The sequence below is a fragment of the Streptomyces sp. NPDC058665 genome (assembly GCF_042714995.1).
Lineage (GTDB): Bacteria > Actinomycetota > Actinomycetes > Streptomycetales > Streptomycetaceae > Streptomyces.
Map to the genome: position 1 here is coordinate 19,953 of NZ_JBHXRX010000078.1, position 15,787 is coordinate 35,739.

At 64.0% G+C, this 15,787-nt stretch carries 15 protein-coding genes; 6 read left to right on the plus strand and 9 right to left on the minus strand.

Features of this window, described 5'->3' with window-relative positions; translation table 11 throughout:
- The first annotated feature begins 125 nt into the window (after positions 1 to 125).
- Positions 126 to 638 (plus strand): SCO5717 family growth-regulating ATPase, encoded by a 513-nt coding sequence (locus tag ACFWV8_RS33545; RefSeq protein ID WP_384213135.1) that lies wholly within the window; start codon positions 126 to 128, stop codon positions 636 to 638.
- A gap of 2,009 nt (positions 639 to 2,647) precedes the next feature.
- On the opposite strand, the gene ACFWV8_RS33550 is transcribed toward ACFWV8_RS33545, so the two are convergent.
- From ACFWV8_RS33550 to ACFWV8_RS33575, 6 genes are all read right to left on the minus strand, one after another.
- Positions 2,648 to 2,821: a hypothetical protein gene (locus ACFWV8_RS33550; RefSeq protein ID WP_384213139.1), complete on the minus strand. Its 174-nt coding sequence runs from the start codon at positions 2,819 to 2,821 to the stop codon at positions 2,648 to 2,650.
- A 181-nt stretch (positions 2,822 to 3,002) separates the two neighbouring features.
- Positions 3,003 to 3,296 (minus strand): hypothetical protein, encoded by a 294-nt coding sequence (locus tag ACFWV8_RS33555; RefSeq protein ID WP_384213142.1) that lies wholly within the window; start codon positions 3,294 to 3,296, stop codon positions 3,003 to 3,005.
- Positions 3,297 to 3,461: 165 nt separating this feature from the next.
- On the minus strand, positions 3,462 to 4,682 hold the full coding sequence (locus tag ACFWV8_RS33560; protein ID WP_384213144.1) for a helix-turn-helix domain-containing protein: 1,221 nt from the start codon (positions 4,680 to 4,682) through the stop codon (positions 3,462 to 3,464).
- Positions 4,683 to 5,124: 442 nt separating this feature from the next.
- Positions 5,125 to 7,014, minus strand: coding sequence for a hypothetical protein (locus ACFWV8_RS33565; protein WP_384213146.1), 1,890 nt, complete (start codon positions 7,012 to 7,014; stop codon positions 5,125 to 5,127).
- A complete protein-coding gene (locus tag ACFWV8_RS33570) occupies positions 7,011 to 7,430 on the minus strand; it encodes a hypothetical protein (protein ID WP_384213149.1) in 420 nt (139 codons plus the stop codon). Before ACFWV8_RS33570 ends, ACFWV8_RS33565 begins: the two co-directional genes overlap by 4 nt.
- A 101-nt stretch (positions 7,431 to 7,531) precedes the next feature.
- Entirely contained in the window at positions 7,532 to 8,701 is a 1,170-nt protein-coding gene (locus ACFWV8_RS33575) for a dsDNA nuclease domain-containing protein (protein WP_384213151.1), read from the minus strand.
- A gap of 1,069 nt (positions 8,702 to 9,770) precedes the next feature.
- On the opposite strand from ACFWV8_RS33575, the gene ACFWV8_RS33580 reads away from it, so the two are divergent.
- On the plus strand, positions 9,771 to 10,295 hold the full coding sequence (locus tag ACFWV8_RS33580) for an FUSC family protein (RefSeq protein ID WP_384213154.1): 525 nt from the start codon (positions 9,771 to 9,773) through the stop codon (positions 10,293 to 10,295).
- Between the two features lie 352 nt (positions 10,296 to 10,647).
- Complete coding sequence (locus ACFWV8_RS33585) at positions 10,648 to 11,157, plus strand: DUF1269 domain-containing protein (RefSeq protein ID WP_384213157.1); 510 nt, start codon at positions 10,648 to 10,650, stop codon at positions 11,155 to 11,157.
- Positions 11,158 to 11,212: 55 nt separating this feature from the next.
- Here the strand turns inward: ACFWV8_RS33585 and ACFWV8_RS33590 are convergent, their stop codons facing one another.
- Genes ACFWV8_RS33590 through ACFWV8_RS33600 form a run of 3 tightly spaced genes read right to left on the minus strand, consistent with a single transcriptional unit; the run spans position 11,213 to position 13,090 of the window.
- Positions 11,213 to 11,623: an arsenate reductase ArsC gene (locus tag ACFWV8_RS33590; protein ID WP_384213159.1), complete on the minus strand. Its 411-nt coding sequence runs from the start codon at positions 11,621 to 11,623 to the stop codon at positions 11,213 to 11,215.
- Positions 11,616 to 12,710, minus strand: a complete 1,095-nt coding sequence (arsB, locus tag ACFWV8_RS33595) for an ACR3 family arsenite efflux transporter (protein WP_384213162.1) — start codon at positions 12,708 to 12,710, stop codon at positions 11,616 to 11,618. Before arsB ends, ACFWV8_RS33590 begins: the two co-directional genes overlap by 8 nt.
- A complete protein-coding gene (locus tag ACFWV8_RS33600) occupies positions 12,707 to 13,090 on the minus strand; it encodes an ArsR/SmtB family transcription factor (RefSeq protein ID WP_384213166.1) in 384 nt (127 codons plus the stop codon). The genes arsB and ACFWV8_RS33600 overlap by 4 nt, the downstream gene beginning before the upstream one ends.
- Positions 13,091 to 13,169: 79 nt before the next feature.
- Between ACFWV8_RS33600 and ACFWV8_RS33605 the strand changes: the two genes are divergently transcribed.
- The 3 genes from ACFWV8_RS33605 to ACFWV8_RS33615 all read left to right on the plus strand — a co-directional run.
- Complete coding sequence (locus tag ACFWV8_RS33605; RefSeq protein WP_384213168.1) at positions 13,170 to 13,622, plus strand: ArsI/CadI family heavy metal resistance metalloenzyme; 453 nt, start codon at positions 13,170 to 13,172, stop codon at positions 13,620 to 13,622.
- A gap of 195 nt (positions 13,623 to 13,817) precedes the next feature.
- Positions 13,818 to 14,921 (plus strand): glycosyltransferase family 39 protein, encoded by a 1,104-nt coding sequence (locus ACFWV8_RS33610; protein ID WP_384213171.1) that lies wholly within the window; start codon positions 13,818 to 13,820, stop codon positions 14,919 to 14,921.
- A gap of 54 nt (positions 14,922 to 14,975) precedes the next feature.
- On the plus strand, positions 14,976 to 15,787 hold an 812-nt coding region (locus tag ACFWV8_RS33615; protein WP_384213174.1), incomplete at its 3' end, for an ISAzo13 family transposase.

The window sequence follows — 15,787 nt, forward strand, 5'->3', positions numbered from 1 at the left end:
GACATCTATAGAACCTATAAGACCTAGCAAAGTCAAGTGATGAGGGTGAGCTAGCAATCATGCCTGATAGGACAGCTATGTCAGTCCGGTGTGCTAGGGGGGCTAGGGATCGCTACTCTGGAGGTATGAGTCACGCCCCAGAGAGCAGGCACGACCGCCGGCCGCCTTATCAGCACGCCGCCGACGAGCTGCGGCGCGACATCCTCCAGGGCCGCATCAAACCGGGCGAACAGATGCCGCCCGTGCGTCTGCTGACAGAGCGCTTCCACCTCGCCAGCATGACCATCCGTAACGCGCTGGACGTCCTGAGGGACGAAGGGCTGATCTACACGATCCACGGCCGGGGCAGCTACGTCACCGACCGCACCGAAGCCGAACCCGCTGAGCAGACGGGCGAGTTCACCATCGATTACACCCCGCCCGTCTGGTGGCAATTGCAGCAGGAGGCAGCGGAGCGCGAGGCCGGGGCAGAGGGGACGATCGTTCACGCCGATACCGAAGCTGCCGTCAGTGCGGACCTCATCAAAGCACTCACCGCGCTTCGGGACGAGGTCCGGCACCTGAGTGCCCAGCATCAGGAACTGCGGAGAGAAATGGAGGCGTTGAAGGCTGAGCGTGGGCAGGGTTCGCAGCCCTAAGCTGTTCCAACGCCGCCCGCATCACCTCCGCTTCACGATTCATCCGCGCGACCATCGCTGTGATTTCCCGGACCAGCGAGGACACCACGGCCAAGTCCGTGGCACCCGCCTTTCGTATACCGCTCTCGTGGCCTGCCATCGTTCCCCGTTCATGTCGTGCCGTCATGCCGTCCGCACCCACCTAAGCGCCGAATCACGGGAAAAAGGCTTACCCAGGGCTTGCCCATCCGGTTTCGCGGCTTGCCCATTTCCCTCGGCACACCGGACACCAGCACCGGGCAAGCCCAGGACCTCGGCCACCGGCGGACCTGCCTCCCGAACTCCCATACTGCGGCACCGATTTGCATTCCGCAGATGAGCGATTTCGAGGAGCCGGACAGGACGACACGCGCCGACACACGATGGGACCCGTTGGGACACGGTGGGACCCGCTCCCGCTGAATTCACGTGACCGAAGTCACTGCCCTTCGCGTGAGTGCCGCCGCCTCGAAACCGCCCGCGCATCCTGCTCATGCCGCAACTCTGGCCCGCAGACCCGGCAAGCCGCCAGGCACGATCCCGTCCCAGGGGAGGCGAGTTGGGCGATTCCCGCCAGGGGCGCCACTCGGCCGCCATCGAGTCCCGCCTCACGGGCACCACCTCTCCATTCCTCAACCGACCGCGAGAGCTTCGGGGCCGGCATTCAAGAGTCCGGAGAATCGCCGGTTTTCCCAACCGGCGATGTCGTGGTCTAATGCCGCGCGTCATTCCCAGGACGCCCATAGAGGTACTGAAAACAGCCTCCGTGTGACCCACACGGGCGGTGATCTGAGTCACGCTGAAATCCCTTCTCGCGAACCGGTCGACCCTGAAGCCGCCATCACAGCACCCGAAGCGCACGCCCCCTTCCAGAGCCGAGGAAGGGAGGGCACTTGCTACAGGTGCGAAATTCGCGCCCGGTGTGACAGTCGCTGGCGACGAGTTCCAGAAAACCCGAGAGCCCCGACCATCACGGTGACCACCAGGGGCGACCATGGGTCACGAAATGGCAACGCCTGCCCCGACCACGCCAGTTTCCGGCCCTCACCCTGTGGACAAGTTCCGTCGATCCGGCGAACGAAACACGCAATGCAGCGCAAAACGCTACGTACAGGGTGTGGAGTGTTGCTGTCGCGAGAATCAGGCGACGCCGTCCCGCAGGCGACCGACCAAACAGCAGCGGCGCCAGAGCTGTTCAAAGTTTCTTTACTGGATCAAGGCGGCCCGCTCACGCGGGCCGCGCGCACTGGCGGCAGGGGCCGCCGCGCTCCATGCCTCCGTCACCACTGCGGCGGCCCCCGCCGCTCAGCGCGCAGCCCAGATCAGCGAACCGACGAGGCCCCAGGAGGCAACCAGACCGAGCGCGGCGCCACAGCGACACCCGACGCCACCGAACCGGCCCCGCCGAACCGTCGCCCAGCACCACCACACCCAGCCGCAGCGCTCAGCGGCATCCGCGCACCGATGCCAGACATGCGAAAAGCCCCGCACGCTACAAGCCTCTACGGGAAGGGCTTGGGTGCGCGGGGCCATCGAGCAACTGCCGAGACAGGGAGACATCTGTGGCCGGGGTGGCCGACTTCCGGGGCTTTACCCACCTGTTCGGGTCGGGGCCCGCGTCGGGCAAGGCCAGGGGGCCACTCGATCAAATTCCGGGCAGGGGTACAACCTGCCCGAGTTGCCAGGCCAGCGTACGGCCCCCTGACCATGCCCGACCCCAACCCGAACAGGGCACCGGCCAAAGCCCCTCCAGCCGGCCACGACGTTGTTCGGACGCGCCCATTGCAGATCGCGCCCAGGACCTGACAGCAGTGCACCCCCAGCCGCGGCGTTGAGCGCGTGTCTGGGGGTGCGACCTGTCCAGCGCCGTCAGGCACGAGGGCTCTGGACAGGGGTCTACAAGTGGCCGGTAAAGGCCAGCGCGGGAATGCCGACGAGGGCCCCTACCGCGGTCAGGATGAACAGAGACCAGGCCGTACGTCCAAAGGCGTTCATCGGGGTCCCCATCCGATCGCGTCACGGAGTTCGCGGACGTCGGAGAGAAGCACGGCGGCGATATCGCAGTACGCGTAGGCCGTTGCGCAGGCGCTGCACTTCCGGGAGTGATCGAGATAGGCGTTCCAGGCCGTCACTTCCTGGCTTTCGAGTTCTTGGGTGGCCGTCATTCGAGCCCCAAGGCGTGCCTGGCATCCGCGTTCGTCGCGGCGATGTTGGCGCCCGTACCGCAGCTCACGCCGGGCGTCCGACACGGGACACACCGCATCTCGTGGGTTTCCAGATCACGGTCAGACCGCTCCACGACGGCCCAGAGAGCGGCTTTCTCTTCCGGCCCAAGCTCGGGGGCCCTCATGCGTCCACCCCCGCCAGCTCGCGAGCGTTGCGCCAGTCGCTGGCCAGCTCGTCACCGCGCTTGCAGGAGATCCCGACTGCCCGGCACCCGCAGACCTCCAGGTGCGCCATGTACCGCCCGTGGGCCTCGTTCGCCGCGTACTCCAGGAAGCCGGCCACGCTCATCTTCACGACGACCGTGATCCGGGTGTCCAACGCGCCTTGCGCCATCACCGGCAGACCCTGTTTCTGGAACCCCTCACGGCGCTCCAGCGCCCTGCCGATCTCCGCTTTCGCTCTCTTGCTGAGCACGGTTTCCGCACGTCCCGTGCGGCTAAAGTTCCGCATGTCGGTTGCTCCCTGGTTGAGCGGTCGGCAGTCCCCGGACCGTGTAGCGCGGTTCGGGGACGCTTGCTTGACCAGGCTTTCGACATGCCAGCGGCAGAGACAGGGACGCAACGTCCCACTTTCACGACGCTATTCGGTGACCCCCAGGAACTCGGCCAACGGCCTTAGTCCCGGCGGGTGGTTGGGCAGCGACCAGAGGTCGCGCACGATGGCCACCGCAAGGGTGTGGTGGCGTACCCACTCAGGGGCAACGCGCTTCAGGGACTCCAGGGTCTTCACCGCACCGGCGGCGTCCCCGATGTCCGTGTGCGCCCTTGCTACGTCGAGCAGCAGCCACGTTCGCCATGACGGTGGCGTGTCCTTGCTCAAACGCATGCCCTTGGCCAGCGCGAGGGCGTCTTCGGGGTGCCCGTACTGGACGGCCAGGCGGACGCGCTCGATACGGACCGACGATGGGCTGAAGACGCTGATCATGCGGTTGTCGTCACCAGCGGGGAGCTTGGAGACGCGTGCGGCTTCCTTCTCCGCCGTCTCCATCATCGATGCCGCACGGTCGTAGTCGCGACTCCGCGCCGCTGAGGTGGCGGCGCTCATGGTGAGGGCGCCCCAGACTTTCAGCCCGTCCGCGGTATCGGTGTAGCCGGCCGCCTTCATGTCGTCTGCAGCATGAATGGCGACGTACAGGGCGTCTTCCAGGCGCCCTTGGCGCTGGTACGCCCACGCCGTGGAGTTGACGATCATCGGTAGAAGCAGCGGGTCGGAGGACTGGCCCGCAGCGTCTATGGCCCGTTCCAGGCTCGTCAGGGCGAGGTCGGTCGTTCCCATGCGGATCGCGACGTGGCCACCGAGCTGGAGCACCTTCCCCAGGGCCGCGAATCCAGCCTTGCGGTCGTCCTCGGTGCCGGAGACCGACGCGGAACGTGCCTCCGAGATCAGATCGGGAAGTGCCTTCATCACGACGTCGAACTCCGCCGAGTGGTACTGCGACCATCCGTCGGCGATCTGCTCGCGCAGACGTTCCAGGGAGAAGTCCGGTCTGACCGGTGGTGGTGGCGGCCCCCACAGCGGCGGCATGATCGCACGGCGTACCGCGACAAGACGCGGGCCGTTGGCCTCACCGGTCTTGGCGACCGCGGGAGGATCCCCTAGCAGCGTGGTCAGCTCCACACCAAGCCCGTTCGCGAGGGCATGCAGCGTGGGGAGGCGGGCCGAGTGCTTCCGCCCCTGTTCGAGCTGACGAATCACGTCCACGGATACACCGGACCGCTCCGCAAGGTCTTCCTGCGTGAGGTCGGCCAGCCGACGCAGGCGCCGAAGTGTCTTCCCAAGGTTCTGCTCGCTCGCTACCACGCTGCCACGCTACGCCGCGAAGGTGCGGGTGCTCTCGGCAATGGCAAGCTGGAGCCGGATCTGCTGCGGATCCGCGACGAGACGCTCCGCCTACGGCTCAGCAAGACCGCCGAACTCCTGGCGTGGTCGGACACTACCGAACCGGGGCTCGGGGGTTCGGTGGGAATCCTCACCGAACTCTGTGACCATGCACTGGACTGCCTGGGGGCCTTCGCGCGAGAGGAACTAATACCCCCGAAAGAGTAGGACTCACCCGGGCCCGCCAGTCGAGGCTCGCTACACCGAGTACATGGAAGACCTGGCTGGACTACGAACGTGGTGACCACTGACCCACGCTCTACGCCGTCATAATTCACCTGGCCCACCTGAGCCGGCCGAGAGGATGCAGTGTGTAAAGGGAGGCGTAAGCCAACCTGATTGGCCGCACATTGTGACGCTACAACTAGGCATCAGCGGCGATTTGGTCTTCATCCTCATCGCTTGGCACGAATCGATCCGTGTCTGAGAGTTGCAAAGCGACATAGACGTCGTCGATGGGGGGTGGATCATTGTCGGTGACAATAATTTGCAACTCAGGGTGATCGACTGTGACGCGGCGAAGGGTACGGTACATGTTCCGCAGCCGTTCCAGATCGACGCCTTCATGCCCCACGTTGCTTCCCACACCATCAAGGATAAGGATGTTGGGAAGGAGACTCCCAGGATCTTCGAGAGAAACGATTTGGTGTGCCAATACGTGGGCCACGTTGACAAGCACGGAAACGCCTTGTGACTGCAGTTTGTTGAATTGACGCCCATCTACGACTGGTAGATAAGTTTTGCGGTCAATTAAAGAGGCAGCGTTTTCCTCGAATCGAGGGACGTCGATTTCCCTTAGGAGCGACTCGAAGATCGAATCTAGGCGTGCTAGGCGGAAAGCGACTGAGGGGTCACTGTGACGCGTTCGCTCGATTTCAGCTGTGAGTTCGTCCCTCTCGCGCTCGAGATCTGCAACGCGCTCTGTCTGGCCCTCCAAACGGAGATGCAAGTTCAAAGCATCCTTGATACGCGCGAGGTGCTCTTCGAGCCGCGCCTCATCTGCAGCTTGGCTACGGATCACATCAGCATAGTCGCTAAAATATGATGCGGAAGCCTGGTCAAGCTGATCCCCAATCTCTTTCCTGATTTCAGCCTGAGTCGCGCGCGTTTGGTGAAGCTGAGTAAGCCTTAGTTCGCTGCGCTCGATAAGCTGCTCCGTCTCCGCAACTTGCTCGATAACACGGTCTTGCTCCGCAGCCAGTGTGCTTGGAGATGGCTTATTAGGGGGTTCCTGCAGACAGAGTCGGCAAGTGTTTTCGTCACCGCGGTCGGCAACTTCAGCACCACATCGCGGGCAACTGTGAAACTCGAAATCATTCAGCAATCGTTCTGCAATTAGGGCCCGAGTCAGCCTACGGCTCTGAGCGACGAGTTGATCTCGAAGGTTCAGAAGCGCTTCCAGTGAAGTGGTTTCGGCTTGCACTGCACGGTCAATTGCACCTAGTTCGGAGTCTGCTTGTGAGACAGATTTTCTTAGTTCCACCGTGCGCGGGTCGTGATTTTCGCGCGGCAGTCCTCTGCTAGCTGTTCGAACCTGGCGCAGGCCGTTCTGAGTTGCAACCTGATCCACCTCCAGCTCGGCGCGCGATGCAAACGAACTTTCGGCCAGGATGCGTTCCAGGGTCTCGGCATCGACGGTCAGCGTATTGAGTTTTGCAGTTACCCTTCTTAGCTGCTCGCGCAAGATTGCAGCCTTCGGAGAGTAGAGCCCGTACAAAATCTCGAATACGTATTTGCGCTTGATGTTCTTGTTGTAATTATCGGGCGTTCCGAACACTGAGGTGTCAATTTCCTGCTGTCGCAGGAAACAGTACATCAGGTAGTCGTTAATCGATACCGGGGTTAGTTCACTAGTGTCTTTTGTAGGTGCCTTCGGCACTCGAACGCGAGGTAGCCCAAGCTGTTCGAGTAGCCAATCGCGGAACGTTAGATCATAACCGGGTTCCAATTGAGAGACTGGGAGGCGCCAGGCATTCTTTGAATCGACTTCTGCTATTTCAACCTTAGCGTTAGGGGTTGTCACCAATCGACGGATGACTCTGAACCTACGCTCACCAATTAGAATAGTACCTCCGATAGTCTTTCCTTCAAGTTCGGGAACGACATCGACTTTGCCACCTAGCAGAGCTCGGAGACAACTTACCGCGGCGGTCTTTCCGCCGCTCATCCCGCCCGTGATTGTGTTCATCCCTGAAGCAAAGTCAACAGATCGAGACGTGCCAATCAGCGTGAGATTTTCGATTTTCACTCTCATAGCTGCGTCCCTAGGTCGGCCTCAACGATATCCGGGAAGTTCTCATAGATCAGATCTCGGAGCTTTGTCCCTGTTAGGTTCAAATGTCGCTTCAGTACGCGGACGCGATCCCGAACAGGACGCCAGCTATCGGTGTCTGAGAGAGCGTTCGCAACTTGCCGACCGGCTTCTGTTGTTCGGTAGGCGGAATTTCCTTTCTCCATTGTTGTTTCGATCAGCCCCTTTCCTATCAATGCTCCAAGGAGGCCGTAATATGCAGGGTCCCAGGGGCCGTATCTGTATCGAATCATTCGCTGCTCGATGGCGCCTGTGAGCCAGGGGTTCTCTGTCAGATCGACATCCACCTTTCGGTTGTGTAGAAGTTGTTCAAGTCGATCCGGGTACCGCAAGAAAAAATCAAGTTTCGCGAGCTTCATCCTTCCTTCCACGGCTTCCGTTCCGCGACTTCCAGAGAACACGTCAATGAGCAGTAGCAGACGGGCCTGTGCATCCGCCGAGGGTGCGGCTCGGTTATGACTCATTTGACGTTCCCCCACCCGAAGTGGCAGGCATCGGAGAGAGCGCAAGCTCTCCCCGTTAGGAGCATTCCATCTTTCCCGTATAGGGGACTTCGGTCGTAAGTCTCAGCCTGTTGCGTCAGCTTGTCCAGCAAGGCGGAAAAGATGGTATCGGCTGGGCTAGGACGTGCCTCACCATGAAGTGCGACAAGTGTGCGTGCGGCAACAAGGATTCGTTGATCCAAGTCCTCCTCTAGTCCTTCATCTCCTTTCCAAGTGCCCATCGCTTCTTCAGTTAGTCTGTAGCTGTCGGCATTGGCTCGGAGTAGCTGAGCATTCTCCAAAATTCCAGGTGAGACGGATCCGGCGTTCATCTTTCTAGAAAGGGGAGTTTGAACCTGAGTAAGATCCCGAGTGATGCGTTTCAGCAGCACGTGATCCGGCCTTTTTAGGCGGCGCTGGATGTCAGAAACACTTGCCGTGGTGATCCTTTTTTGCAGTACTCTGTCTTCTGGGTTTTGCGCAGTGATGAGTGTCGGCCAGCGGGGCCCGAGTTTGCCTTGCATGGCTTCGCGTGCCCGTCGAACAAGCTCCTCATAAAGAGCCTTGACTTCGCTACCTATGAGCTCCGGGGCTAGGTCGGTAAGAGCGGCGATATTTCTATGCTCTATATCCGCCCTACGTGGAAGCTGCTCAATTCTGACCAAAGGTAGGAAGCTCGCGGCCTCTGCCGTCGTGATCTTTACTCGTCGGGCAATTCGATTGAGTCGGGCTTCCTTGTCTGCACCTCGCCCAGTAGCCAAAGCTTGAACGTCTTCATCACCTGGATCGAGAAAGCCCTCTAGGCCGGCGGTGAGATGGTACTTCAGCTGGAGATCTCGAACGGCTTTGTGAGTTCTCCAAAGGCTAGACAGCGGCTTCGCGTCTAGCACGGCGGAGAAACCCCAAGATTCCAGGTTGTCGCGGGTCTTTATTTGCTGGAAATCCCACCATGGATCTTGATGCGAATATCCACCGGGAGTGCTCGCTACAACGATGTCTTCGATGTGTTCGCATGTCACATGTATTACATCTGTGCCAGCTAGCATCTGAAGGACCGAGCGCAGGGAAGCATGTACCTGATATTCGAACCGCTCAACTGTGTCAGAGCCGTGGTCGTCCGGAGCCGTCGTGTCAATGGGATCCGCCACGCAACCTCCAGGTCACCCACTGCTGATCGTGTAGGACGCAGCGTATCCACCAAGTTCCAAGCTGGGAACACAGTTGGGAGAATTTGCGCGACACGGACAGAGCGGCGCCCGGAGCTGGCAGTTGAGCAGGCGGCTCTGCGGCGTGATGGCAATGACGTCACACGGATCCGTGCAAGCGGCCGATCTCTGTGGCCAGCGTCAGAGGGCATCAGTCCGACTCTGGGTCTCTGGGGCTGGGGCGCGCTCGGATCTGGCGTGACGGCAACGCTGACGGCAACGACGGTACACGCACGCACATGATTGCTAACTTGAGCGAGCGGAGCGAGGGACCATCAGCGCGGCTCAAGGCGGGCTGCCCGATCCTACGGATCAGAAGGTTGCAGGTTCGAATCCTGCCGAGTGCACAGCAGACCAGAGGCCCCGGACAACGAGTCCGGGGCCTCTGGCGCGTGCCGAAGTGCCCCTGTCTGAGGGGCGGTCAGCATCCCCCACAGTGCGGGGGTTCTGATGCGCCGTTCGGCTGGTGGACGTGTCGTCTCTGATCGGGGCCTGCGGGTCGCTCCGCGGCGATCTTGATGGGATCGGAGAACGCGGGGCTTGCGGCGGAACACCCGGCGACCAGCGCGAGCGAGGACGGGCATGGCCAGTGCGGGCGGACGGGAAGAACGGCCCATTCACACGGGGAAGGTCATGAGCGGGCTGTCGAAGGTGTTCGAGCTCAATCCCGCGGGGCTCAACTGGCCGCGAGGGGTGATGTTCCTGGATGTCGCACTGGTGCCGCTGATCGTCTTCCGGGCGATCGGGCACGAGCAGTATCTTCTCAGCGCGTTGTTCGGCCTGCTGTTCGCGTGGCTGGCTGACCCTGGAGGCGGCTACGGGTACCGCGCCTGGCACATTGCCGTCTTTGCAGTGGTCGGTGCAGGCCTGACCGCGCTGGGATCCAGCGTCGGGGGCGACGCCTGGGGCTGGATGGTACTGGCGGCTTTCGCGGTCACTCTGGCGGCCGGCCTGGCAGCCGCGTTCGGGGTGCGCGGGTTCGTCACCGCCGTGCTTCTGAACCTCTGGTTCATTGGTTACGTTCGTTGTGTGGCTGATCCGCGGGCGCGAGGACCGGCCCCAGCCGGTCGCGGAACTCCCCGGTGGCACCGTACGGCGGAAGCTGACCCCACCGTTGATCATGTTCGCGTTGATCCGTGCTCTGGTCATGGCCTGTACCGTCGCGCTTGCCTTCGGCCTGAACCTGTCGCACGGCACCTGGCTGCCGATCGCGGCCATCGTAGCGATGAAGCCCAGCCTGGAGCAGGCCACGCTCGTATCCGCTCAGCGCCTCACCGGCGCGCTGATCGGCGCCGCCGCAGCCGCGCTGCTGCTGGTGCCCGCGGTAGCAATTCGCTGCTGGAACTATGCGCTCTACTCTGCGGCCGTAGCCATGGGAGCGCTCATCCTCGTGGACGTCGGGCAGCCCTCCGACTATGCCGCCGAGGGCTACCGGGTGCTGTGGACGTTCTGTGGCGTGGGGATCGCTCTGCTCGTCATGCTGCTCGCAAGCCTGCTCGCCAAGCACACCGCCGAAGCGCCACCACGATCAGCCTGAGGGCGTTCCGCTCACACTTGGCCGCCGACCGAGACCTTCCATCGCGATGAGATTCTTGCGGCGCCGGAATGGCACGGCAGCGTTCACCCTGCTGGCGGCGTGGCGCAGGAATCGCGTCCGCCCGTGTTCAGTGGGCCGTCCCGCGCCATTGCGTCGTACCCGGACCGCCGTCGCTTGCTCGACCTCGGTCTCCGGGTGCCAGGTTGGTCCGCAGCACGCATCCTGGCACTGCTGGAGCGGACCGCACGCTCCTGACCGCCGCCGGTATCCGCCGCCCACGGGCTTCGTCCTGCGGCCTCACACCCATCGCCGTGATCATCCGGACATGGCGCGGACAGACAGGACGGAAATCATGGCGCGTCCCGACGCACTGTTCATCTACATCGGCACCTACCCGAGCGAGGCCGCGGCCCGTGCCGACTACGACATCGTCAAGGACCTCCACTCCGCCGGCGCGATCGGCACCTACGACGCCTCCGTGATCACCAAGGACGACACCGGCAAGGTGCACGTCAACAAGGACGAGACGTCCACCCGGCACGGGGCGTGGCGCGGTGCCGCCGTCGGTGGGCTGGTCGGCCTGCTGTTCCCGCCCGCGATCATCGGCGGCGCCGTCGTCGGTGCGGCGGCGGGCGGGGTGGGCGGCCACCTGTGGCGGGGCATGTCCCGGGCGGACGTCAAGGCGTTCGGGGAGACCATCGATGAGGGGGAGGCCGCTCTGGCCATCGTCGGAGAGAGCAAGCTCCAGCAGGTGGTGGAGAAGGCGGGACTGAAGGCCGAGAAGCACGTCGCCAAGGAACTCGGCGTGAGCTCAAAGGACTTCGACAATGCCATCCAGGAAGCCACGACCGAAGTCGACTGACCAGCCGTGTCCGGAACACCGTGGCCGCCGGGCTGAGCGGGGCGGGTAGCCGCCGCTATGCGGCGGTGATCTCGTCGATCAGGGTGCGGATCCGGGTCTCGATCGCGTCGCGGATGGGGCGCACCGCCTCGACGCCCTGGCCGGCGGGGTCGGGCAACTGCCAGTCGAGGTAACGCTTTCCCGGGAAGACGGGGCACGTGTCGCCGCAGCCCATCGTGATCACGACGTCCGACGCCTGCACGGCTTCGGTGGTGAGCACCTTCGGTACCTCGGCCGAGATGTCGATGCCGGCCTCGGCCATCGCCGTGACGACCGACGGGTTCACGCTGTCCGCGGGGGCCGACCCGGCGGAGCGTACGTGTACGCGGTCCCCCGCGAGGTGTGTGAGGAACGCGGCGGCCATCTGGGAGCGGCCCGCGTTATGGACGCAGACGAACAGCACGGTGGGCAGGGCGAGTTCAGACATGGGCGGCGGGGTCTCTCTCGGTCACGGGTACGGGGGAGGGGAAGAAGCGGCGGGCGTACAGCGCGACGTGGACGAGGCCGATCAGCACCGGCACTTCGATGAGCGGTCCGACCACGCCGGCGAGTGCTTGTCCCGAAGCGGCTCCGAACGTGGCGATGGCGACCGCGATGGCCAGCTCGAAGTTGTTGCCCGCCGCCGTGAACGCGAGCGCCGTCGTACGTGGGTGGTCGAGTCCGACGGCGCGGCCGACCGCCATCGAGCCGGCCCACATGACAGCGAAGTACGCGAGCAGCGGCAGTGCGATGCGTACGACATCGAGCGGCCGTGACGTGATCGCGTCGCCTTGCAGCGCGAAGAGGATGACGATCGTGAGCAGGAGGCCGTACAGGGCGAACGGCCCGATCCTCGGGATCAGCTTCGCCTCGTACCAGGCGCGGCCCTTGGCCTTCTCGCCGATCCGCCGCGTGAGGTAGCCGGCGGCGAGGGGGATGCCGAGGAAGATTAGTACGCTTCGGGCGATCTCCCATACGGATACGTCGAGGCCGGCCCGCTCAAGGCCGAGCCACCCGGGCAGTACGGAGAGGTAGAACCAGCCGAGGGCCGAGAACGCGATCACCTGGAACACTGAGTTCAGGGTCACCAGGACGGCGGCGGCCTCGCGGTCCCCGCCCGCCAGGTCGTTCCAGATGATCACCATGGCGATGCAGCGGGCCAGCCCCACGATGATCAGGCCGGTGCGGTACTCGGGGAGGTCGGGCAGGAACAGCCACGCCAGCGCGAACATGAGCGCCGGGCCGACGATCCAGTTGAGCAGGAGCGACGGCAGGAGCAGGCGGCGGTCGCGGGTGACGGTGTCGAGGCGGTCGTAACGCACCTTGGCGAGGACCGGGTACATCATCACGAGCAGACCGAGCGCGATCGGCAGCGATACGCCGGTCACGGTGACCTTGGCGAGCGCGTCCCCGAGGCCGGGCACGGCGCGGCCGAGTCCGAGGCCGAGCGCCATGGCGGCGAGGATCCAGACGGCGAGATAGCGGTCGAGGAACGACAGGCGGCCGGCGACTGCCTGCTCGGGTGCGGTGCTCACGAGGTCACGTCCGCAGGGCGGGTCAGGACGCCCGCGAGGCGGTCGGTCATCTCGGGCAGCAGCCAGTAGTAGACCCACGTACCGCGCCGCTCGCAGTCGATGAGCCCCGCCTGTCGAAGCAGTTTGAGGTGATGCGAGATCGTCGGCTGCGAGAGGTCGAAGGCGGGGGTCAGCTCGCAGACGCAGACCTCGCCGCCCGCGCGCGAGGCGATCATCGAGAGCAGCCGCAGCCGCACCGGGTCGCCCAGCGCCTTGAACACCTTGGCCAGGTCCACTGCCTGCTCCTCGTCGAGGGGAGCGGTCAGCAGGCCGGGGCAGCAGGCGTCGGTCTCGTCGGCCTTGTCGGTTCGGCCGAGCACCACGAGCTCTTGTTTCGACATGCTTCTATGTTGACGTTCTTCGATGCAAGGCGCAACCTTGAATCGACAAGCGTCAATACAAGCCGATCGGAGTCGTGTCATGTCCCGTGCCCAACTCGCCCTGCGCGTCAGCGACCTTGAAGCGTCGGTCACCTTCTACTCGAAGCTGTTCGGCACCGAACCGGCCAAGCGACGCGAGGGATACGCCAACTTCGCCATCACCGAGCCCCCGCTCAAGCTCGTACTGATCGAAGGCGAGCCCGGACAGGAAACCCGCCTCGACCACCTCGGCGTAGAGGTCGAGTCCACGGACCAGGTGACGGCCGCGACCGCTCGGCTAAAGGGGGCCGGCCTCGCCGCGTTCGAGGAGAACGACACTTCCTGCTGCTACGCCCTCCAGGACAAGGTGTGGGTGCACGGTCCCGGCGAGGAGCCGTGGGAGGTCTACGTGGTCAAGGCCGACGCCGACACCCTCGCCAAGAACGCCGACCCGGGCGCCGCCGCCGACTGTGACGCCTGCTGCTCCAGCCGGCCCGCCGGGGCGGCATCCTGAGCGACCTGCCTTTCGGGCCGTCGGTAGCCCTCGTAAGGGGCCTGTCATGCTGAAGGCTCTTGTGGGCGCTGTCGGTCGGCTTGTGGATCGGGTGGGATGAAAACAGGGTGGACGTCGGCGCGGTCGGCTGAAGGTGGGCGGGGCTCGGTTTCGAGGGGGCCAGTTGCCCGCGCTTTTGGTGCGGTCAATCGTGAAATGCTGCGCGTCGTCGTGCTGTTCTGTGCTGTGCGGCTCTTCTGCCTTCTCGTTCTGGGGGTTTGGTCGCGATCCGCCGGGACCGGCATGCGTGAACTGCTCTCGCAGCGGTGGGACTCCCTCTGGTACGAACGCGTCGCCCAGCATGGATATGACTTCTCGTTGGTCGCGCCCGATGGGCGGCATCTGTCGAGTACGGCGTTCTTTCCTATGCTTCCGTGGCTGGAGGAAGGCGTTTCGGCGGTGTTCGGAATGGGCTTCGCTGATGCGGGGTTGCTGATCAGCGCCGTAACTTCTGTTTTCGCCGCGTGCGGGATCTATCTGATCGCGGAGCATCTTTACAGCAAGTCCGCTGCCCTGATCGCGGTGTGTCTCTGGGCCGCTCTTCCTGTCAGCATCGTGCAGTCCATGGCCTACAGTGAGTCGCTGTTCGTGGCCTTGGCCGCTTGGGCGCTGTACTCGGTCATGCGGGGCAGATGGCTGTCGGCGGGATTCCTGGCGTGCGCCGCGGGGCTGACCCGGCCGGTGGGGCTCGCGGTGGCCGCCGCCGTCGTTTTCGCCGGCGTGCGGGAAGTTCTGCGGTGGAGGAGGGAACGGGGCCTCGGCGGGACGGAGTTGTGGCGCGTTGTCGTGGCCGGGGTTGTCGCGCCGCTGGGGGCTGTTGGGTTTGTTCTCTGGGTGGGTATTCGGCAGGGGGATCTGTTCGGGTACCTCGATGTCCAGGCCCAGTGGGGCAATGGGTTCGACGGTGGGGTCTCCTTTTCTCGCTTCGTGGCGTCAGGCGTGGGTTTCGAGATTGGCTGGCCACTGTTGCTGGTGGCGATGATTGCCGCCGCTTTCTTTTTGCATCGAATAGTGCTCAGGCAGTCGCGGTCCTACGAGTTGGTCATTTACTCGGGCATTGTGGTCGCCATGGCGCTCGGCGCCTCGGGCTACTTCGGCTCGAAGCCCAGGCTGTTGATGCCGGCTTTCCCGTTGCTGCTTCCCCTGGCAGCCGCGATGGCCAAGACCAAACCCCTCCTTGTCTACGCCGTATTGGGGGCGGAGATACTTGCCGCCGCGCTCTACGGCGCGTTCTGGCTCAACGGGTCGGGGCCGCCCTAGGGGCTTGCAGATCATCAAGGTGTTGCTTCCCGGCCTGGGGCTCGTTGGTGTGGTATGCACATCCCGGACGAGATCTGTGACCAACTCTCCGCAAAGTTTGCGGTGTTGTTCCCACATCTGGACGAGCGGCAGCGGCGGCTGCTGATGGGAACCGAGGCCCGACTGCTGGGGCATGGTGGCATCCGAGCTGTTGCTCGGGCGGCCCAGGTCAGCGAGACGACGGTCCGCAATGGCGTGTTCGAGCTGGAATCCGGAGAGGAGCCGTTGGGGCGGGTCCGGCGTCCCGGCGGAGGACGCAAACGGGTCGCCGATCTGGATCCGGGGCTGCGGCCGGCACTGCTGGCGCTGGTCGAGCCCGAGGAGAGAGGCGACCCGATGTCGCCGCTGCGGTGGACGGTGAAATCGACCCGCACGCTCGCGGCGGAGCTGGCCTGGGCCGGGCACCGGATCAGCGCCGATACCGTGGGCGACCTGTTGCGGGAGGAAGGCTTCAGTCTTCAGGCCAACGCGAAGACGCTCGAGGGCAGTCAGCATCCGGACCGGGACGCCCAGTTCCGCTACCTCAACGAGCAGGCCCGCAACTACCGGGACGCCGGCCAGCCTGTGATCAGCGTGGACACCAAGAAGAAGGAGCTCGTCGGCGGCTTCAAGAACAGCGGCCGCCAGTGGCGTCCCGCCGGCGAGCCTGTCCCGGTCAGCGTCCACGACTTCGCCGACCCGCAGCTGGGCAAAGTCGTCCCCTACGGGATCTACGATCTGACCGCGAACACCGGCTGGGTCAACGTCGGCACCGATCACGACACCGCCGCGTTCGCGGTGGAATCGATCCGCCGCTGGTGGCACGGCCAGGGCCAGGCTGCCTACCC

Coding starts and splice junctions, on each gene's coding strand:
- ACFWV8_RS33545 (WP_384213135.1), top strand. CDS start 126: ATGAGTCACGCCCCAGAGAGCAGGCACGACCGCCGGCCGCCTTATCAG.
- ACFWV8_RS33550 (WP_384213139.1), bottom strand. CDS start 2,821: ATGACGGCCACCCAAGAACTCGAAAGCCAGGAAGTGACGGCCTGGAAC.
- ACFWV8_RS33565 (WP_384213146.1), bottom strand. CDS start 7,014: ATGAGAGTGAAAATCGAAAATCTCACGCTGATTGGCACGTCTCGATCT.
- ACFWV8_RS33570 (WP_384213149.1), bottom strand. CDS start 7,430: ATGAAGCTCGCGAAACTTGATTTTTTCTTGCGGTACCCGGATCGACTT.
- ACFWV8_RS33585 (WP_384213157.1), top strand. CDS start 10,648: ATGGCGCGTCCCGACGCACTGTTCATCTACATCGGCACCTACCCGAGC.
- ACFWV8_RS33590 (WP_384213159.1), bottom strand. CDS start 11,623: ATGTCTGAACTCGCCCTGCCCACCGTGCTGTTCGTCTGCGTCCATAAC.
- ACFWV8_RS33600 (WP_384213166.1), bottom strand. CDS start 13,090: ATGTCGAAACAAGAGCTCGTGGTGCTCGGCCGAACCGACAAGGCCGAC.
- ACFWV8_RS33605 (WP_384213168.1), top strand. CDS start 13,170: ATGTCCCGTGCCCAACTCGCCCTGCGCGTCAGCGACCTTGAAGCGTCG.
- ACFWV8_RS33610 (WP_384213171.1), top strand. CDS start 13,818: ATGCTGCGCGTCGTCGTGCTGTTCTGTGCTGTGCGGCTCTTCTGCCTT.